This is a genomic window from Cellulosimicrobium sp. NPDC055967, from assembly GCF_042269845.1.
Taxonomy (GTDB): domain Bacteria; phylum Actinomycetota; class Actinomycetes; order Actinomycetales; family Cellulomonadaceae; genus Cellulosimicrobium.
This window is the reverse complement of sequence record NZ_JBHJYJ010000003.1, coordinates 163,492-180,246: the sequence shown is the minus strand read 5'-3', so window position 1 is coordinate 180,246 and position 16,755 is coordinate 163,492. Positions and strand designations below refer to the sequence as shown.

General features: G+C 74.6%; 22 protein-coding genes. 8 read left to right on the top strand and 14 right to left on the bottom strand.

Going from position 1 to position 16,755, the window contains the following annotated elements:
- Window positions 1-14: 14 nt before the first annotated feature.
- Complete coding sequence (locus ACFC2L_RS05635) at window positions 15-593, bottom strand: dihydrofolate reductase family protein (protein ID WP_375823310.1); 579 nt, start codon at window positions 591-593, stop codon at window positions 15-17.
- A gap of 76 nt (window positions 594-669) precedes the next feature.
- Between ACFC2L_RS05635 and ACFC2L_RS05630 the strand changes: the two genes are divergently transcribed.
- Window positions 670-1,242 (top strand): TetR/AcrR family transcriptional regulator, encoded by a 573-nt coding sequence (locus ACFC2L_RS05630; protein ID WP_047230940.1) that lies wholly within the window; start codon window positions 670-672, stop codon window positions 1,240-1,242.
- 30 nt (window positions 1,243-1,272) lie between these two features.
- Here the strand turns inward: ACFC2L_RS05630 and ACFC2L_RS05625 are convergent, their stop codons facing one another.
- Window positions 1,273-3,258: a BTAD domain-containing putative transcriptional regulator gene (locus ACFC2L_RS05625; protein ID WP_375823309.1), complete on the bottom strand. Its 1,986-nt coding sequence runs from the start codon at window positions 3,256-3,258 to the stop codon at window positions 1,273-1,275.
- Between the two features lie 168 nt (window positions 3,259-3,426).
- On the opposite strand from ACFC2L_RS05625, the gene ACFC2L_RS05620 reads away from it, so the two are divergent.
- A complete protein-coding gene (locus ACFC2L_RS05620) occupies window positions 3,427-4,341 on the top strand; it encodes an alpha/beta fold hydrolase (protein WP_375823308.1) in 915 nt (304 codons plus the stop codon).
- A 75-nt stretch (window positions 4,342-4,416) separates the two neighbouring features.
- On the opposite strand, the gene ACFC2L_RS05615 is transcribed toward ACFC2L_RS05620, so the two are convergent.
- Together ACFC2L_RS05615 and ACFC2L_RS05610 are read right to left on the bottom strand one after the other, a co-directional pair.
- Window positions 4,417-4,776, bottom strand: a complete 360-nt coding sequence (locus ACFC2L_RS05615) for a hypothetical protein (protein ID WP_375823307.1) — start codon at window positions 4,774-4,776, stop codon at window positions 4,417-4,419.
- Between the two features lie 75 nt (window positions 4,777-4,851).
- Window positions 4,852-5,481 carry a PAS and ANTAR domain-containing protein gene (locus ACFC2L_RS05610; protein WP_375823306.1) on the bottom strand — a complete coding sequence of 210 codons (630 nt, stop codon included), beginning with the start codon at window positions 5,479-5,481 and terminating at the stop codon, window positions 4,852-4,854.
- A gap of 189 nt (window positions 5,482-5,670) precedes the next feature.
- Between ACFC2L_RS05610 and ACFC2L_RS05605 the strand changes: the two genes are divergently transcribed.
- Together ACFC2L_RS05605 and ACFC2L_RS05600 are read left to right on the top strand one after the other, a co-directional pair.
- Entirely contained in the window at window positions 5,671-6,372 is a 702-nt protein-coding gene (locus ACFC2L_RS05605) for an ANTAR domain-containing protein (protein WP_375823305.1), read from the top strand.
- Window positions 6,373-6,448: 76 nt separating this feature from the next.
- Complete coding sequence (locus tag ACFC2L_RS05600; protein ID WP_375823304.1) at window positions 6,449-7,465, top strand: zinc-binding dehydrogenase; 1,017 nt, start codon at window positions 6,449-6,451, stop codon at window positions 7,463-7,465.
- 160 nt (window positions 7,466-7,625) lie between these two features.
- On the opposite strand, the gene ACFC2L_RS05595 is transcribed toward ACFC2L_RS05600, so the two are convergent.
- Genes ACFC2L_RS05595 through ACFC2L_RS05575 form a run of 5 tightly spaced genes read right to left on the bottom strand, consistent with a single transcriptional unit; the run spans window position 7,626 to window position 11,360 of the window.
- Window positions 7,626-8,681 (bottom strand): hypothetical protein, encoded by a 1,056-nt coding sequence (locus ACFC2L_RS05595; RefSeq protein ID WP_375823303.1) that lies wholly within the window; start codon window positions 8,679-8,681, stop codon window positions 7,626-7,628.
- Complete coding sequence (locus tag ACFC2L_RS05590; RefSeq protein WP_375823302.1) at window positions 8,668-9,342, bottom strand: ABC transporter ATP-binding protein; 675 nt, start codon at window positions 9,340-9,342, stop codon at window positions 8,668-8,670. The genes ACFC2L_RS05595 and ACFC2L_RS05590 overlap by 14 nt, the downstream gene beginning before the upstream one ends.
- On the bottom strand, window positions 9,333-10,409 hold the full coding sequence (locus ACFC2L_RS05585) for a hypothetical protein (protein ID WP_375823301.1): 1,077 nt from the start codon (window positions 10,407-10,409) through the stop codon (window positions 9,333-9,335). The genes ACFC2L_RS05590 and ACFC2L_RS05585 overlap by 10 nt, the downstream gene beginning before the upstream one ends.
- Complete coding sequence (locus ACFC2L_RS05580) at window positions 10,406-10,942, bottom strand: hypothetical protein (RefSeq protein ID WP_375823300.1); 537 nt, start codon at window positions 10,940-10,942, stop codon at window positions 10,406-10,408. The genes ACFC2L_RS05585 and ACFC2L_RS05580 overlap by 4 nt, the downstream gene beginning before the upstream one ends.
- Window positions 10,943-10,973: 31 nt before the next feature.
- Window positions 10,974-11,360, bottom strand: a complete 387-nt coding sequence (locus tag ACFC2L_RS05575) for a hypothetical protein (RefSeq protein WP_375823299.1) — start codon at window positions 11,358-11,360, stop codon at window positions 10,974-10,976.
- 230 nt (window positions 11,361-11,590) lie between these two features.
- Between ACFC2L_RS05575 and ACFC2L_RS05570 the strand changes: the two genes are divergently transcribed.
- From ACFC2L_RS05570 to ACFC2L_RS05555, 4 genes are all read left to right on the top strand, one after another.
- On the top strand, window positions 11,591-12,820 hold the full coding sequence (locus ACFC2L_RS05570; protein ID WP_375823298.1) for an NRAMP family divalent metal transporter: 1,230 nt from the start codon (window positions 11,591-11,593) through the stop codon (window positions 12,818-12,820).
- Window positions 12,817-13,248 (top strand): hypothetical protein, encoded by a 432-nt coding sequence (locus ACFC2L_RS05565; RefSeq protein ID WP_375823297.1) that lies wholly within the window; start codon window positions 12,817-12,819, stop codon window positions 13,246-13,248. Before ACFC2L_RS05570 ends, ACFC2L_RS05565 begins: the two co-directional genes overlap by 4 nt.
- Window positions 13,245-13,658 carry a PRC-barrel domain containing protein gene (locus tag ACFC2L_RS05560; protein WP_375823296.1) on the top strand — a complete coding sequence of 138 codons (414 nt, stop codon included), beginning with the start codon at window positions 13,245-13,247 and terminating at the stop codon, window positions 13,656-13,658. The genes ACFC2L_RS05565 and ACFC2L_RS05560 overlap by 4 nt, the downstream gene beginning before the upstream one ends.
- A gap of 207 nt (window positions 13,659-13,865) precedes the next feature.
- On the top strand, window positions 13,866-14,471 hold the full coding sequence (locus ACFC2L_RS05555) for a flavodoxin family protein (protein ID WP_375823295.1): 606 nt from the start codon (window positions 13,866-13,868) through the stop codon (window positions 14,469-14,471).
- A 10-nt stretch (window positions 14,472-14,481) separates the two neighbouring features.
- Here the strand turns inward: ACFC2L_RS05555 and ACFC2L_RS05550 are convergent, their stop codons facing one another.
- From ACFC2L_RS05550 to ACFC2L_RS05530, 5 genes are all read right to left on the bottom strand, one after another.
- Window positions 14,482-14,802 (bottom strand): ArsR/SmtB family transcription factor, encoded by a 321-nt coding sequence (locus ACFC2L_RS05550; RefSeq protein ID WP_375823294.1) that lies wholly within the window; start codon window positions 14,800-14,802, stop codon window positions 14,482-14,484.
- Window positions 14,799-15,284, bottom strand: coding sequence for an SRPBCC domain-containing protein (locus tag ACFC2L_RS05545; RefSeq protein ID WP_375823293.1), 486 nt, complete (start codon window positions 15,282-15,284; stop codon window positions 14,799-14,801). Before ACFC2L_RS05545 ends, ACFC2L_RS05550 begins: the two co-directional genes overlap by 4 nt.
- Window positions 15,285-15,390: 106 nt before the next feature.
- The gene (locus ACFC2L_RS05540) at window positions 15,391-15,768 is read right to left on the bottom strand and encodes a fluoride efflux transporter FluC (RefSeq protein ID WP_375823292.1); all 378 of its coding nucleotides are present in this window, start codon (window positions 15,766-15,768) and stop codon (window positions 15,391-15,393) included.
- Complete coding sequence (locus ACFC2L_RS05535) at window positions 15,765-16,202, bottom strand: fluoride efflux transporter FluC (protein ID WP_375823291.1); 438 nt, start codon at window positions 16,200-16,202, stop codon at window positions 15,765-15,767. Before ACFC2L_RS05535 ends, ACFC2L_RS05540 begins: the two co-directional genes overlap by 4 nt.
- Window positions 16,199-16,747: a universal stress protein gene (locus tag ACFC2L_RS05530; RefSeq protein WP_375823290.1), complete on the bottom strand. Its 549-nt coding sequence runs from the start codon at window positions 16,745-16,747 to the stop codon at window positions 16,199-16,201. Before ACFC2L_RS05530 ends, ACFC2L_RS05535 begins: the two co-directional genes overlap by 4 nt.
- Window positions 16,748-16,755 lie beyond the last annotated feature (8 nt).

Sequence of the window (16,755 nt, the reverse complement as noted above, 5' to 3'; positions counted from 1 at the left end):
CACCACGCCGGGCCTCACGCCCGCTCGTACTCCGCGAACGTCACGCCGGAGCGGAACGTCTGCGTGCTCGTCGACCGCCAGGACAGGGGTGCGTAGGTCCGCTCGCCGAACAGCGGGATCCCGGCTCCGAGCATCACCGGGTTGACCTTGAGCGCGAGCCGGTCGATCTCGTCGACGAGCACCGCGGCCAGCGCGCCTCCGCCGCACAGCCAGATGCCCTTGCCGTCCTCGCGCTTCAGCGCTCGCACCGTCTCGACCGGGTCGGAGCCCGTGAACTCGACCCCCTCGCTCCCGCTCGGCGCCTCGTGCGACCGGGTGAAGACCACCTGCCGCAGGTGGCGGTAGGGGTTCGTCAGGTGGTGGTCGGGGAGCCCGACGGCATAGGTGTTCCACCCCATGAGGACCGTGTCGAAGGGGCTGTCGACGAGCGGGAGCCCCGCGGCGGCGGCCAGGTCCGTCGGCGCGGTGCCGCCGTACCGCGCCCAGATCGGCTGCATGTGGTCGCCCTCGGCGAGGAACGCGTCGAACTCGCCGTCCGGACCCGCGATGTACCCGTCGAGGCTGACGGCGACGTAGTAGGTCAGTTCTCGCATCATCTCTCCAACTACTACAGGTGAAGTGGTCGGTACGAGACTACAACAGGTGCAGTGGTTGCGATACCGTCAGCGCATGGCGAAGAACTCCACACGGCGGAGCGCCCTGGCGGACGCGGGCATCGCCGTGCTCGCACGCGAGGGGTCGCGCGGCCTGACGCATCGCGCGGTCGACGAGGAGGCGGGCGTCCCGACGGGCACGACGTCGAACTACTTCCGGAGCCGGGACGCCCTCGTCGCGGGGCTCTTCGAGCGCATCGGCGCACGCCTCGCGCCCACACCGGACGACCTGGAGCGACGCGCCGCCCAGAAGCCGGACCGCGCGCTCTTCGCGGACTACCTCCGCGACATCGTGCGCCGGCTGTCGGCGGACGCCGACGTCACGCGGGCCCTGTTCGAGCTGCGGCTCGAGTCCGGCCGCCGTCCCGAGCTCGCAGCCCTGCTCGGGCCGTGGCTGCGCGCGGGGTTCGAGGCCGACGTCGAGTTCAACCGGTCGGCCGGCCTGCCTGGAGGGCCCCGCGAGATCGCCCTGTTCCACTACGCGATCGACGGGCTGCTCCTCGACCTGCTCACGACCCCGATCGACCCCGGCGTCGCGGCCGACGACGTCATCGACGCACTCGTGGCAGGGCTGCTCCCGGAGCGTTGATCGGGCGAACCCCCGGCGGCGATGACAACCCTACGCGCGGCGACCGTCGAGGCGGTCGAGCCACGCCCGGACCGGGCCCGCGGACACGAGCCCCGAGCCCGCCCCGGCGAGCTCGTCCGGCACGCGCGCGAGCGCGTGACGGGCACGCCCCGCCAGGCCCGCGTCCCCGAGCCGAACGGCGGTCTCGGCCACGAGCGTCCACCGCAGCTCGCACAGGTGGTCCGCCGGGGGTTCCGGGACCGCGCGGGCCAGGTCGGCGGCGCCGCGACGGTCGCCGGCGTCGAGCGCGAGCAGCGGCTCGACCCACGGCGCGTACGGCCCCGGGTCGCCGAGCCCGGCGAGCGGGCGGCCGTGGCGGAGCCGGACCGTGAGCAGCGCGAGCGGGAGCAGCCCGTCACGCACGCCCGGCATGCGCACCCCGGCCAGCAGGTCGTCGGCGGCCCGGTACGCGCGCGCCGCGGCGTCGGGCGGCGCGGTCTCGGCGTCGCGCATCGCCCGGTACCAGGCCGTGAGCATGGGAACCACGGGCGACTCGTACCCGGCCGCGACGTCCTCCGCCGCGGCGGCGTGGGCGTCGGCGTCGCCGAACCGCCCGGCCCCCGCGGCGGCCTGCATCCGGACGAGGTGCCCGAGGATCGCGAACGTCGGCAGGTCGTGGGCGGCGGCGAGCGCGACGAGCTCGGCACCCGTCGTCTCCCGCTCCGCGCCCGCGCCCGGGCGTTGGAACGACTGGAGGAACCGGGCGTTGAGCGCGAGCGCGAGCGTCCCCGGGTCGCCGACGTCGCGCGCGACGCCCACCGCGTCCTGGGCCGCGGCCCACGCCCACGCGTCGCGCGTCCCCCGGTGCTCGATCCCGACGACGGCGAGCAGCCGCGCCCGCAGGACCGGCGCCGCGTCGGGGCCCAGGCGGCGCAGCGTGCGCCGCGCGACGCCGACGAGCGCGCCGGCCGCCTCGGGGTCGTCGCTGCGCGTCCAGACGGCGGGGACGTCGTACGCCGTGACCGTGCGGGCGGTGAGCACCGGGTCGCCCGTCGCCTCGGCGGCGAGCGCCGCGGCGACCCGCTGCTGCTGCGCGGTCGCGAGGTGGTCTCCCCCGGCGATCGCGAGCGTGCGCGCGACGTCGACCGTGGACCGCAGCTGCGTGCGCGAGGTCGGGGCCGTCACCGCGAGGCGGGGCCCCGGCGTCGGGCCGTCGAGCGACGGAGCCTGGTCGAGCACGTCGCGCTCGAGACGCGCGAGCTCCGGTCCCGGGTCGAGGCCGAGCTCGTCGGCGAGCCGGCGACGCGCGCCGCGCACGACGGCGAGCGCGTCCGTCTGGCGCCCCTCGCGGTACAGCGCGAGCGCGAGCAGCGCCCACGCGTGCTCGCGCCACGGGTGCGCGGCGGCGTGCGCGTCGAGCGCCGCGACCGCCTCGGCCGGGCGTCCGTCCGCGAGCAGCGCCTCCGCGAGCAGCTCGACCGCCCGCGCGTGCACCTCGGCGAGGTGCCGCCGTTCGGACCGTACCCACTCCTTGTCCGGCAGGTCGGCGTACGGCTCGCCGCGCCACGCCGCGACCGCGTCGCGCAGAGCACGCGTGCCCGACGGCGCGTCCCCGGCCCCGATCCCCGGCGTGGCGCCGGGCGCGGGGGCGTCCGGACCGTGCGTCGTCGGTCCACCCACCGGGGCGACGGCCGACTCCAGCCGCGCCGCGTCGAGCGCGCCGTCCGGGAGCCGCAACGCGTAGCCGCCGTGCTCGGTGACGAGCACGCGCGGCCGCGTGCGCGGTGCCCGCTCGGGTTCGAGGCGGCGGCGCAGGTCGCCGACGAACGTCGCGAGGGCACCGCGCCGGGCGCGGGGGTCGTGCTCCGCGTCGTCGTCCCACAGGTCCGCCGCGAGCCGCTCGAACGAGACCGGGCGACCGCGTGCGGCGGCCAGCCGCGCCAGGAGCTCGCGCTGACGAGGCCCGCCCGGGTCGACCTCCGCGCCATCGCGCAGCAGCCGGACGGGCCCGAGCACCTCGACGCGCAGCTCCACCACCCGGCCATTCTCGCTGGGCCGCGCCGCGGCGACGAAGGCGACGGCGCGTGCGCGCGGAACGGCGGCCCGCGGCACTGATCGGACGCTGATCCGCCGCTCCGAGGATGGTCACAGCCGTCCGGGCACGACCTGCGGCGGCCCGCACCGCCCCGAGAGAGGACCCACCCCATGCACATCCCCGGCTTCGAGACCCGCACCGTCGAGGTCGCGCCCGGCGTCGCGCTGCGCGCGGAGACCGCGGGCGAGGGCACACCCGTCGTCCTGCTGCACGGCTTCCCCCAGACGCGCCACATGTGGCGGCACGTCGCCGCCGACCTCGCGCGCGACCACCGCGTCGTCGTGCCCGACCTGCGCGGCTACGGCGACAGCGCGAAGCCCGCGGCGACCACGCCCGACGTCTACGCCAAGCGCACGATGGGGAACGACGTCGTCGCGCTCGCCGACGCGATGGACGTCGACCGGTTCGTCCTCGTCGGCCACGACCGGGGCGCGCTCGTCGCGTTCCGTGCCGCGCTCGACCACCCGGACCGCGTGAGCCACCTCGGCGTCCTCGACGTGGTGCCCACGCTCGACACGTGGGGCGTGCTCCACGGCGTGGACGCGGCGGTCGCGTTCCACCTCTACCTCATGGCCCAGCCGCCGGGCCTGCCCGAGGCGATGATCCGCCGCAGCGCCGACGCGTTCTTCGGGCACTTCCTCGACGCGTGGACCCGGAACCCCGCGTCAATCCCCGCCGACGTCAGGGCCCACTACCTGGAGGCGAGCCGGGACGCCGTCGACTCGATCGTGGCCGACTACCGCGCGACCGCCACGATCGACGTCGTGCACGACCAGGCGTCGCTCGACGCCGGCGACCGGCTCGCCATGCCCGTCACCGTGGTCCAGCAGGACTGGGGCGCGCAGCTCGGGTACGACGCCGCGGGCGTCTGGCGCCGCTGGGCACCAGACCTGGAGCACCTCACGACGACGGCCGGGCACTTCATGGCCGAGGAGTCCCCGGCCGACGTCGCAGCGGTGGTGCGGGCGCTCGGCCGGCGTCCCCTCCGCGAGATCGACCCGTCCGTCACGACGTCGACCTCCTGAGGGTCGATCTCGGACGCTCGGGCCGATCTCGCGTACCGGCGCGTGGCGGCTCGACGGTGTCCGACGCGACGGGCGTCAGCCCCGCGCGCGCGCGAACTTGTCCGGCTCGTAGGTGTAGCCGACGGACGCCTTGCGCTCCGGGACCGGGTCCCGCCCGGTCGTCACGGCGAGGCGGTCGACGGCGTCGACCTCGGCCGTCGAGGGCAGCTTCACCACGACCTCGCGCGTCGCGAGGAGGTCGAGCGCCGTCTGGGAGCGCGCGCCGAGGCCGAGCACCGCCGTCCGGCCGAGCCAGAACACCGACGACATCGGGGCGAGGTTCGCGCGACCGTCCGTACCGACCGTGCTGCGCAGCGCGACGGGCGTGCCGAAGTACAGGATCCCGGGGTCGATCACGACGTGCGACGGGGCGGGTCGGGCCGAGGTGGTGGTCATGGACCCAGCCTCGCCGCGGGCGCACGCGACGTCTGGCGGCCGTCGGACGTCGCGTCCGCGACTCGACGGCCGCGCCTACGACAGCAGCACGGCGACCCGATCGACGCGGTCGTCGTCGGCCCGGGTGCCCTCCTCGACGACCTGCCGCGCGAGCTCGCGCAGTCGGACGTTGCGCTCGTTCGACGCGCGCCTGAGGAGCGCGAACGCCTGCTCCGGCCGGACGCCGAACGCCGCGGCCACGACCCCCTTCGCCTGCTCGATCGGGCCCCGGCTGTCGGCCGCAGCGGCGATGTCGCGCTGCGCCTGCCGTCCGGCCTGCGCACGGACCGGTCGCGTCACGTCGACGAAGTACCCGAGCAGCTCGACGACCTGCCCCGTGTCGCGGTCGCGCCGGCCCTGGCCGACGACGACGAGCACACGCTCCCTGCCGCGCGCGTCCATGATGCGGTGCAGGCTCGAGAAGGGCGCGCCGTCCCGCCGTGCGCGCTCCAGCACGTCGCGGACGCGGTCGCGGTCGTCGGGGTGCTTGTGGGCGAGCACGAGCGACGTCGTCGGCACGACGTCGCCCGGCTCGAAGCCGTGCAGGCGGTACGTCTCGGCCGACCACCACCAGGTGTCGGTCGCGAGGTCGACCCGGTACTGCCCCAGGGTCGTGTCGTCGCCGAGGGACAGCGGGTGCAGCGTTGCGTGATCCTCCAGGGACATGGGTCGTCTCCGTCGTGGTTCAGCGGGTCGTGAGCCAGGTCCAGACTCAGACCCGGACTCTAGTCCGGCGCGGCGGTTCTGCAACCCGCCGCCTGCACGGCGCTCCGACGGTGCAGGTCTCGTCGCCGAGCGAGCGCCCGGGGTGGTGGAAAACTGGACGAGGAGCACGAGGACCGGACGGAGGCGGACGTGGGCGCGTCGGAGCTGCTGGGCCTCCTCGCCCGAGCGCTCGCCGAGTCCGACGGCGACCTGCCGATGCCCGAGCGCATGTGTCAGGCGTGCGCCACGGTGCTCGGCGCCGAGAGCGCCGCGCTGACGGTCGCCGCGACGGCGGACGACCGCCTCACGGTCGCAACGGTCGACGGGGTCGCGGCGCGCGTCGAGGACCTCGAGGACACCCTGGGCGAGGGGCCGGCCCGGCTCGCGCTCGCCGAGGACCGCGTCGTGGTGCGTGAGGCCGACGGGAGCCGTGACGGCGGCGCCTTCCCAGTGTTCTCCCGCGTCGTCGGACCGATCGACGGCACGTACCACGCCGTCCCGATGCACGCCGGTGGCCAGGTCGTGGGGGTGCTCAGCCTGCTCACCGCCTCGTCCACGCTCGCGCGCGAGCCGGTCGACGTGCAGTTCCTCGCGGACGTCGTCGGGCTGTCGCTCCTGGCCGACCTGCAGTCGCTCGACTGGTCGACGCGCGCCGAGGTGCACCAGGCGACGGGGATGGTCACGGTCCAGCTCCGGGTCGCGCCCCGCGACGCGCTCGCCGTGCTCCGGGCGCACGCCTTCGCCCGGTCGACCACGCTCGAGGAGGTCGCCGAGGAGGTCGTCGGACGACGCCTGAGCTTCACGTACGACGCGAGCAACACCGTCCGGACGCTGCGGGCCGAGGAGCCCTGACGCACGACCCGAGCAGGCCCGGTCGGACCGCCATAGGCTCGACGGCGTCGTCCTGTCCGCCCCGAGGGGAGCCACCGTGCGCGCGACCGTCATCCACGCCCCGTACGACGTCCGCGTCGAGCAGCGCGACGACCCGCGACTGCTCGCACCGACCGACGCGGTCGTGCGCGTCGAGGCCGCGTGCGTGTGCGGCTCGGACCTGTGGACGTACCGCGGGGCGAACCCGATCGAGCACCCCGTGGCGATGGGCCACGAGTACGTCGGCACCGTCGAGGAGGTGGGCGCCGACGTCCGGACCGTGCACCCGGGACAGCTCGTCGTCGGGTCCTTCTTCGCGTCCGACAACACGTGCCCGATCTGCCGCGCCGGCTACCAGACGTCGTGCGTCCACCGCGAGCCCGTGCGCGGCGCCCAGGCCGAGCTGCTGCGCGTCCCGCTCGCCGACGGGACGCTCGTCGCGACGCCCGAGCGGCCCGACGACGACCTCCTGCCCGGGCTGCTCACCGCGTCCGACGTCCTGGGCACCGGCTGGTTCGGCGCCCGCGAGGCGCAGGCGGGACCGGGCCGGACGATCGTGGTGGTGGGCGACGGCGCCGTCGGCCTGCTCGCGGTCCTCGCCGCCGCGCAGCTCGGGGCGGAGCAGGTCATCGCCATGAGCCGGCACGCGCCCCGCCAGGAGCTCGCGCGGGCGTTCGGCGCGACGGAGGTCGTCGCCGAGCGGGGCGACGACGGCGTCGCGCGGGTCCGCGACCTCACCGACGGGCTGGGCGCGCACGGCGTGGTCGAGGCCGTCGGCACACCGGGGTCGATGGCCCAGGCGCTCGGGGCCGTGCGCCCGGGCGGACACGTCGGCGTCGTCGGGCTGCCGCACGGCGTCGAGCTTCCCGTCGTCGACATGTTCTACCGGCACGTGCACTGGTCGGGTGGCCCGGCGCCGGTCCGCCAGTACCTGCCCGAGCTGATCGACCTCGTGCTCGAGCGTCGCATCGACCCCGCGCGCGTGTTCGACCTCGAGCTCTCCCTCGACGACGCCGCCGAGGGCTACGCCGCGATGGACGAGCGGCGCGCGATCAAGTCCCTGCTGCGCCCCTGACGACGCACCTCGCCGACGACCTCGGGCGAGGTGCCGTCCAGGGCAAGGTCGTGCAGGTCGCCGATCGAGTGGTACTCGGTACTGGCGCACGGGACGTAGGCGATGGCGAGGACCACGTTTCGTGTGCGTCATGGTGCCGGCGCGGAGCGGGGTCCGCTGGTCAGCGGTCCTTGAGCTGATCAGTGACGCGGCCGCGCAGGACGAGGGGGGTGAACGCGACGGCTAGCGCATAGCCGGCGAGTGCGGCGGCGCCTGCCTGGGTGAGGGCGACCGTCAAGACCGGGGTGGCGATGCCACCATTCGTGGCAGCGAGGACGGTGGTCGTGACGAGCACGGCGGCGGGGAGCGCTGGGGCGAGGACGAGGGCGAGCTCGACGGCGACGAGCGTGGTGAGGGTGGCGGTCCTCGTGCCGAAGGCCCGGTAGACGGCGAGCTCGGTGCGCCGTGACCAGGTGGCGAGGGTGGCGACGAGTCCGAGCAGGATGGCGCCGACGGCCCAGGGTTGTAGTGCGATCGCGGCGCTCCATTGGTCGGCGGGGCCGAGGACGTCGGCCGCGGGCGGGGAGAAGGGGGCGATGGTCGCGGGCAGGCCCGTGAAGGTGTAGGCCAGCAGGTCGTGCCCGGTCTCGACCGCGCCGGGTTCGGTGCGGATCCAGCACTGGCTGAGCGGGGCGTCGGCGGGAGCGGGGACGGTGACCCCGGAGGTGAGCAGGCCGAGAGGCACGGTGGCGGGGACAGTGATGTCGAGTCGGGCGACGCGGTCGCCGTCAGCATCGTGGAGCCACCCGCCGGGGCCGACGGTACCGAGGGACTGCAGGTCTGCGCCGAGCGTCGCGGTGCTGGGTGGGGCGTCGGGGTAGAAGACCTGGACGGCGCTGCCGGTCAGGCCCACGGCCTGAACGGATCGGGAGCCGCGGTAGGGGTAGAAGGGTCCCGGCGCACTCGCGGTGACGCCGCCCGCAGCGGCGATGCCGGGGACGAGGGCGAGGCGGGTGCAGGCGGTACCGGGAAAGGTGATGCCGTCGTCGGCGGTGATCGTCCAGACGAGCGACCCGCCCACGCGGCGCTGCGCCTCCTGGGCAAGCGCCTGCTGGGCTTGGACGACGACGAACGCGAGTACCGCGGCGAGCACCAGGAACGCCAAGGCCGCGGTCATGGCGTGACGCGGGCCGAGGTTGCGGCGCGCCTCGGCGGCAAGCTCGTCAGGACGCCACATCGGCGCTCTCCTGCGTCCGTGAGGCAGCGGTGACGGGTTCGAGGTGGACGACCCGGTCGGCCATCTCGGCGATCGCGGGATCGTGCGTGGCGAGCAGGACGGTGGTCCCTGCCGTCGCCTCGAACAGGGTCCGCGCCACAGACCTCGCGGTGGCAAGGTCGAGGTTGGCAGTGGGTTCGTCCGCGACGATGACGGCCGGGGCCGTCATGAGCGCGCGGGCGACGCCTACACGCTGCGCCTGCCCTCCGGACAGGGTGCGCGCGACCTGGTCGTGAGCCGTGATGCCGACGGCGTCGAGCAGATCGCGGGCACGGTCCTCGCTCGCGACGCGCCGACGCCCGCGCGCCAGGGCGGGCAAGGTCACGTTGTCCAGTGCGGTGCGGCGCGGCAGGAGGTTGACGGTCTGCAGGACCCAGCCGAGCTCGTCACCGAGCACGGTCGGTGCGTCGCGCACGGTCCGTGGCGTGCCTGCGACCAGGATCTCCCCCCGGTCAGGGGCGAGCAGGAGCCCGGCGACGGCGAGCACGGTGGACTTGCCCGCGCCTGACGGACCCATGAGCGCGAGCGACGTGCCGACCGGGACGTCGAGGTCGAGGTCGAGCACGGTCGGCAGCGCCGAACCGGGATAGGTGACGGTGATCCCGCGCAGGGTCAGGGACACGTCACGTCACCAACGACCTGCAGCGGGTTGACCAGCACCTCCACAGCCGAGGGCAGGTCGGGCGCGAGCTGGGCGGCGCCGTTGAGCGATGCGCCCAGCACCGTGACGGCCACGGGCTCCCGCGTGTCGGCGAGCACGACGCACGTCGCCCCCGACTCGTCGGTCACGACCGACGCGCCCGGGACGGACTGCCCCGGGGCACCGTCGACGAACCGGGTCCGCCCCTCGACCCGAACCGGTCCCTGCGCAGGTACCTCGCCGGAGAGGAGCACGCTCGCCGCGGCGGCGAGGTCGGGCACCGTCCATGTCCCGTCCTCGGCGCGCTCCAGAGGCACGGCGACTCCCGAGACGAGGAACTCGTACGGCCCTGCGGGGCCGCGTGTCGTCCCGGACACGCTCGCCTCGGTGATCGTCGCCGCCGCGGTGAGGACCTCCTCGCCCGCAGCCGGGGCCGGGGCGCCCGCGACGACCTCGACCGTCTGCGCGACGTAGCCGTCGTAGGGCAGGTGGACGAACCAGGTCGGGTCCACCGTCCCCGTCGGTGACGATGCCCCGAGCGCACTCTCGTACGCGCGCACGAGCCGCACCGTCGCGGCGTCCATCGTCCCGGTCGCCTCGACCGCCTGCTCCGGGACCAGCACCGACAGCACCCTCTGTGCCGCAGCCACGTCCGGGCCCTTCGCCCCTGCAGAGAGGGAGCGGAAGAGCACCGCGTCGTCCGCGTACGCCACGACCTGCACACCGTCGACCGCGAACACCGGTGCCCCGGACGCCACCGCGTCCCCCGGACCGATAGTGACCGCGGTCACCGTGCCCGACCGGCCCGAGGACACCACCGGCGGCGCCTGCTCCGGCACACCCGACAACGACGCCGGCTCCGAGAAGTCCACCACCGTCTCACCGACAGGCACGGACACCGCGACCGGGTCCGGATCCAGTTCTGCCAACGCGCCCGCCGACCCTCGCGTCACCACCCACGACACCGCCACGGCACCCAGCACGAGCACGACCACCGCGACGGTGTACCACGTGCCGCGGGGGCGCCCAGCGCTCGTCGTCCTGCTCATTCGAACCCGTACAAGCGCACGGAGAACCGGTCGTAACAGGACATCACCGGGTGCTCGGCGCCTCCCGCATCGACGAACGCGCGGATCTTCTCGATCACGGCCGCGCCGTCGTCGGCTGCCGTCACCTCGACGCCGGTGCTCGCCATGCACTCGGCGAACTCCGCGAACTTCTCCTCGCGCTCGGCGCCCGAGAGCACGTTCTGGTCCTGGTAGGCGATCTCGGCGTCCGCGTAGTTCATCTCGGACTCACACGCCAGCAGATCGTCCTGCCGCTGCTCCACCTCGCCCATCTCGGCAGCCGTACCGTCCAGATCGAAGGTGTACGTCAACTCGTCCTCACGCTGGTAGACGTCACCGACCGGGTAGCCCTTCTCCTCCATGCAGTCCCGCGCGTACTGCACGATCCCCTTGTACTGCGCCTCGGAGATCTCGCCACCCTCGTACGGCTCGACCCCAGCGGTCGTGCTGGCCGCCCCGCCCCCGCTGCACGCGGTGAACGAGACGGCAAGCACGACCAGGGCAAGACCCTTCACTCCACGATTGATCACGCGAGCAGTTCGCCGATCAGCAAGAGAGCGGCTTGTAGGCGGTGCGCTTCTCGGCGGCACTCGTCCAGATGTCGACTCCTCCACCCGCGGTGCGGTACGAACCGCCGGTGCAGCTGGTGGACGAGGACGCCGTGAGGGTCGTCGTACCGCTCGAGTACTTGATCGGTGCGGTGACGGTCTTGGTACCCTCGAGCCGCGCCCACGACTCAGCCACGAAGGCGTTGGTGCCGCACGTCGTCGTAGAGCTGAAATAGATCTTGCCAGCCCCGCTCGTCGGCGACGACGGGTACACGCCGCACCGGCTGTCGATCGCGGATGCTGAACCCGCCACTCCCACCGTTGCCGCGACACCAAGCGCGAACGCGGTCAGCGTCCCGGCCACCTTCCTACCCATGGAATCCACGTTGTCATCCTCTCGGTAGTTGCCCCGAGAGATCGTCCGAGGTGGCCATAAGGTAACGGAATCGCTTGTCTCTGTCCACAGATCCGGTACAGATCGCAAAACCATCCGCACCGGCTCTCCTAGGACGGCGGCACCGCGACCCGTGATCTCACGCGCAGGGCCAGCGCCGTGTCCACGTCGTCGGCGGCGCGGGCGAGGTCGGCCTCGAGTTCGGACGGGGCGGGTGGCGCGTGAAGCGGCTCCTGGGGGTCGCGCTCGGCATCCTCACGGCGATCGGCGGGTTCGTCGACATCGGCGATCTGGTGACGAACGCCGTGGTCGGGTCGCGGTTCGGGCTGTCGCTCGTGTGGGTCGTGGTCGTCGGCGTCGTCGGCATCTGCCTGTTCGCGTCGATGTCCGGCCGCGTGGCGGCCGTGAGCGGGCGCGCGACGTTCGAGATCATCCGCGAGCGCCTCGGCCCCCGCGCGGCGGGCGCGAACCTCGCGTCGTCGTTCGCGATCAACCTGCTCACGCTCACCGCCGAGGTGGGCGGCATCGCGCTCGCGCTGCACCTCGCGAGCAGCGTCGAGCCGCGGCTGTGGATCCCGGTGGCGGCGCTCGCCGTCTGGCTCGTGCTGTGGCGCGTGAAGTTCCAGGTCATGGAGAACGTCGCGGGGCTGCTCGGGCTGCTGCTCGTGGGGTTCGGGGTCGCGCTCTTCCTGCTCGGCCCGGACTGGGGCGAGCTGCTGCGCCAGGCCGTGCCGCCCTCGCCCCCGGCGACGGAGCACGTCGCGACGTACTGGTACTACGCCGTCGCGCTGTTCGGGGCCGCGATGACGCCGTACGAGGTGTTCTTCTTCTCCTCCGGCGCCGTCGAGGAGGGGTGGACCGCGAAGGACCTCGCGCAGAACCGGGTCAACGTGCTCGTCGGGTTCCCGCTCGGCGGGCTGCTGTCCGTCGCGATCGCCGCGTGCGCGGCCGTGGTGCTCCTCCCGGCGGGCATCGGGGTGTCGTCGCTGTCGCAGATCGTGCTCCCCGTGGCGGAGGCCGGCGGGACGCTCCTGCTCGCGGTCGTGATCGTCGGGATCGTCGCGGCGACGTTCGGCGCGGCGCTGGAGACCGCGCTGTCGAGCGGCTACACGCTCGCGCAGTACCTCGGCTGGTCGTGGGGGAAGTTTCGCCGCCCGGCACGCGCCGCACGCTTCCACGTGTCGATGGTCGTCGCGCTGCTGCTCGCCGTGGCGATCCTCATGACGAGCGTCGACCCGGTGGCGGTCACCGAGATGTCGGTCGTGTTCTCGGCCGTCGCGCTGCCCCTCACGTACGTGCCGATCCTCCTGGTCGCGAACGACCCGGAGTACATGGGCGAGCACGTCAACGGGCGCGCGACCAACGCGCTGGGCATGGTGTACCTGGTGATCGTGGTCGTCGCGGCCGTCGCGGCGATACCCCTGATGATCGCGACGGGAGCGGGGTCATGAGCCGGGACGCCTCCACGCCGACGGGGGTGCGCGTCGTGGACGCGCGCCTGCACCTGCTCAGCCGCCAGGTGCTCGACGTCGACGGCGAGCCGGTCACGACCGTCGACGACCTCGAGCTGGTCGCCGCGGACGGCACCGGGCCGGGCGACCGGTCGGACGACGCCCGGCGCGACGCGGTGCCCGGCGAGCCGGCGGAGGTCGGCGCGCTCCTCACCGGCCCGGTGCTCGTGACGCGTCTCCTCGGCGGCCGACCGCCCGCGTCGCGCTGGGAGCGCGTGCCGTGGTCCGACGTCGGGCACGTGGGCACGGCGCTCGAGCTCACCGTCCGCGCGGACTCGCTCGACCTGCACTGGACCGAGGACTGGCTGCGCGAGCACGTCGTCGGCCGCGTCCCCGGCGGCCGGCACGACCCGGAGGAGGAGCGGTGATCCTCGGCGACCTGCTCGACGCGCGCGTCCTGGGGCCGGACGGCGCGGGCCTCGGGTTCCTCGTGGACGTCCGGCTCGCGCTCGACACGCTGCCCGACGACGGCCCGTCCGACGGAGCGGACGACCCCGACGACGCGCACCCCGAGGACCGGGCGCTGAGCGCGAGCGTCCGGCGACGCAGCCGGGTCGGGCGGGCGCGGGTCGTCGGGATCCTCGTGAGCCCGCGGACCGGGTCGTCGATGCTCGGGTACGAACGCACGGGCGTGACGGCCCCGTGGCCGGTCCCGCAGCTCGTCCGTCGCCGCCACCGCGGGACGTTCCTCGTGCCGTGGGACGACGTCGCCGCCGTCGGGCAGGGGGAGGTCCGCCTCGCCGCGGGGTACCGGCAGGAGGACCCGGCGCTCCCCTGACGTCGGGCGCGACGGTCGGCCGGAGAGGCACATCCGGTCGAGGGAGGCACTTCCGCGTGCAGCGCTCGGCCGAGGGTGCAGCGCTCGGCGCGTTGCGAGCGGGCCGTCGCCCCGTGACGCTGGACGGGACGGTGAAGCCACCCGCCGTCGGACGTCCGGGCGGAGGCACGACGACACCGCGCCCCGCCCGGCGACACGGGAGGACCCATGAAGGCGCTGTTCGTGAGCTGCACGCTCAAGAAGTCACCGGAGCCGTCCAACACCGAGGCGCTCGGTCGCGTGGTCGCCGAGGCGCTCCAGGACCGCGGCGTCGAGGTCGAGCACGTCCGGCTCGTCGACCTCGACGTCCTGCCGGGCGTCGTCACCGACGCCGGCGAGGGCGACGAGTGGCCGGGCGTGCACGAGCGGCTGCTGGGGTCACAGATCCTCGTCGTCCTCACGCCGACGTGGCTGGGCCGCCCGTCGTCGGTCGCCCAGCGCATGCTCGAGCGCATGGACGCGATGCTCTCCGAGGACGGGCCCGACGGCGCGCCGGTCGCCTACAACCGGGTGGCGGGCGTCGTGGTGACGGGCAACGAGGACGGCGCGCACCACGTCATCTCGGAGGTCAGCGGTGCGCTCGCCGACATCGGCTACACGATCCCCGGCCAGGCCTGGACCTACTGGAACCAGGGCCCCGGGCCCGGCCCGGACTACGTGCAGACCGGCCACGGCCACGAGTGGGCGCGGGAGACGGGCCGCCTCATGGCGCACAACCTGCACGCCGTCGCGACGGCGCTCGAGGCGCACCCGGTCCCCGCCCCCGGCTCCTGACCGACGACCGCTACGACTCCGCGATGCGCTTGATCGCCGCGAGGCGGCGGTCCCAGGCCGCGCCGATGGCCTCGAGGGCGCGCGCGGTCTCCTCCAGCCGGGCGCCGACCGCGCGGTAGCGGACCTCGCGGCCCACGCGGACGGACTCCACGAGCTCCACCTCCGCGAGCACCCCCAGGTGCTTCGCGATGGCCTGGCGGCTCACCGGCAGACGCTCGGCGAGCGCGGACGCCGAGAGGTCCGCGCTGCCGAGCTCCTGGAGGATCCGCCATCGCGTGTCGTCCGCGAGCGCCGAGAACACGGGGGCGAGCTCCGTCGCGGGTGCGGTCACGCGCGACCGCCCTCGGCCGCGAGCGCCCCCTCGAGGAGCTCGACGAGCTCGTCGAGCTCGCTCGTCCACCCCTGCTGGTGGCTCTCGAGCAGCCCGTCGGGGTCGGCGACGAGGTCGAACCCGGTCTCGACGACGCGCAGGACGGTCGTCGGCCCCTGAGGCTCGAGCGTGAAGCGCGCGACGGTCGAGCTGGTCTCGTCCATGACCTGCCCCACCGGGGTCCCCCACCGGAAGGCGAACGCCGTCGTGGGGTCGTACTCCTCGATGCGCACCTGGACGTCGGGCGCGTCCGGCCAGCTGAACACGCCCTCGCCGCCGACGCGCAGGTCCGGCAGCTCGGTCCGCTGGCCGAACCAGCCGCTGATGAGGTCCTCCTGGGTGAGCGCCGCCCAGACGCGGGCCGCCGGGGCGTCGATGGTCACGGTCCGGGACACGGTGTACGACTCGCGGTCCACGACGGCCGGCTCGTTGGTGGTGGTCATGGTGCTTCTTCTCCGCTGGGAAGGGCAACTGCGTGCAACCCCAGAGTTGCACGGACCTCCACCCGGGCGCAACCCTCAGGTTGCACCAAATCGAAGGCGCGCCCGGTCACGCGCCCCCGAGCGCGATCCCCGCCACCGCGGCCGCGAGGCACACGACGAGCATCCCGAGCGCGTGCAGCAGCGCGACGGCGCCGCGGCCCGCGAGCAGGAGGCGCGCACCCTCCACGGAGGCCGTCGAGAACGTCGAGTAGCCGCCCAGGAACCCGACCCCGAGCACCGCCGCGACGTCCCCGTGCCCCGGGTGCGTCACTCCCCAGCCCGTGAGCAGGCCCAGGAGGAAGCACGCGGTGACGTTCACGACGACCGTGCCGAGCGGCGTCGACCACCGGTTGTGCCGGGCCACGAGCGTGTCCAGCAGGAACCGCGACGCCGCGCCGAGCCCACCGGCGAGGGCGACGAGCGCCAGCTCGGGCACGCCCGTCACCGCGCCGCACCGCCCCGGGCGACCAGCCGCCGTCGAGCCACAGCGGCGAGCGCGATCCCGCCCACCGCGGCCGCGACGCCGAGCGCGACGCTCCCCAGCGCGTACGCGGCGCCGAGGGCGGCGTGCCCCCCGCTCGCGAGCCGCTCGACCTCGACGACGAACGTCGAGTACGTCGTGAAGCCGCCGAGCACGCCCGTCCCGCAGCCGAGGCGCACGCCCCGCCGCCACCCGGCGTCCGGACCCGAGCGGAGCAGCGTCTCGAGCAGCACGCCGAGCACGAACGACCCCGCGAGGTTGATCCAGAACGTCGTCCACGGCCACGACCCGGGCACGGGGGCGAACGCCTGCTCGAGGAGCGCGCGCGCCGTCGTGCCGACCGCTCCCCCGACCGCGACGAGGCCCGCGAGCGCGAGGAGCGGGGTCCGTCGTCTCACCTCTCCCACGGCGTGCGGAGCTCCTTCCAGTCCACGACCGCGAGGGGGACCGTGAGCACGGGGCGGTGCTGGTGGTGGGCCAGGTGCGCGGCGACGGACCCCTCGACGAGCTCGCGCAGGTGCGCCGTCGACCCGGGCGCGCGCGTCCCCACGACGATCACCGCGGCGTCGACCGCCCGCGCGAGGTGCGTCAGCGCGCGGTCGGGGCGGCCCGCGAGGTAGCGCAGGCCCCACGCCACGCCTGTGCCCCGCAGCCCCGCGTCGACCTCGTCCCGCAGGCGCGCCTCGACGTCCTGCCAGATGTCGTCGGCGGAGTCCGGGTCGAGCGGCGCGTGCGTCACCGAGCCGTCGGGGTGCTCCTCGACCACGTGGCGGGAGGTGTCGGCGTACGCGGCGACGACGCGCGACCCGGCGGCTCCCGCCCAGGCCGCGGCCGTCCGCACGACCAGCGGGTCGCCGCCCGGCACGACGCCCACGACCACGGGGTGCCCGGCGAACGGGACCATGCGGTCGAGCGCGGGCTGGGGCACGGGTCTGGCTCTCATGCGGACCT

What these genes read in the sequence shown, in the direction of transcription:
- ACFC2L_RS05635 (WP_375823310.1), bottom strand. Translation starts at nt 593, where the DNA reads ATGCGAGAACTGACCTACTACGTCGCCGTCAGCCTCGACGGGTACATC.
- ACFC2L_RS05630 (WP_047230940.1), top strand. Translation starts at nt 670, where the DNA reads ATGGCGAAGAACTCCACACGGCGGAGCGCCCTGGCGGACGCGGGCATC.
- ACFC2L_RS05620 (WP_375823308.1), top strand. Translation starts at nt 3,427, where the DNA reads ATGCACATCCCCGGCTTCGAGACCCGCACCGTCGAGGTCGCGCCCGGC.
- ACFC2L_RS05615 (WP_375823307.1), bottom strand. Translation starts at nt 4,776, where the DNA reads ATGACCACCACCTCGGCCCGACCCGCCCCGTCGCACGTCGTGATCGAC.
- ACFC2L_RS05610 (WP_375823306.1), bottom strand. Translation starts at nt 5,481, where the DNA reads ATGTCCCTGGAGGATCACGCAACGCTGCACCCGCTGTCCCTCGGCGAC.
- ACFC2L_RS05595 (WP_375823303.1), bottom strand. Translation starts at nt 8,681, where the DNA reads ATGTGGCGTCCTGACGAGCTTGCCGCCGAGGCGCGCCGCAACCTCGGC.
- ACFC2L_RS05585 (WP_375823301.1), bottom strand. Translation starts at nt 10,409, where the DNA reads ATGAGCAGGACGACGAGCGCTGGGCGCCCCCGCGGCACGTGGTACACC.
- ACFC2L_RS05565 (WP_375823297.1), top strand. Translation starts at nt 12,817, where the DNA reads ATGAGCCGGGACGCCTCCACGCCGACGGGGGTGCGCGTCGTGGACGCG.
- ACFC2L_RS05555 (WP_375823295.1), top strand. Translation starts at nt 13,866, where the DNA reads ATGAAGGCGCTGTTCGTGAGCTGCACGCTCAAGAAGTCACCGGAGCCG.
- ACFC2L_RS05545 (WP_375823293.1), bottom strand. Translation starts at nt 15,284, where the DNA reads ATGACCACCACCAACGAGCCGGCCGTCGTGGACCGCGAGTCGTACACC.
- ACFC2L_RS05530 (WP_375823290.1), bottom strand. Translation starts at nt 16,747, where the DNA reads ATGAGAGCCAGACCCGTGCCCCAGCCCGCGCTCGACCGCATGGTCCCG.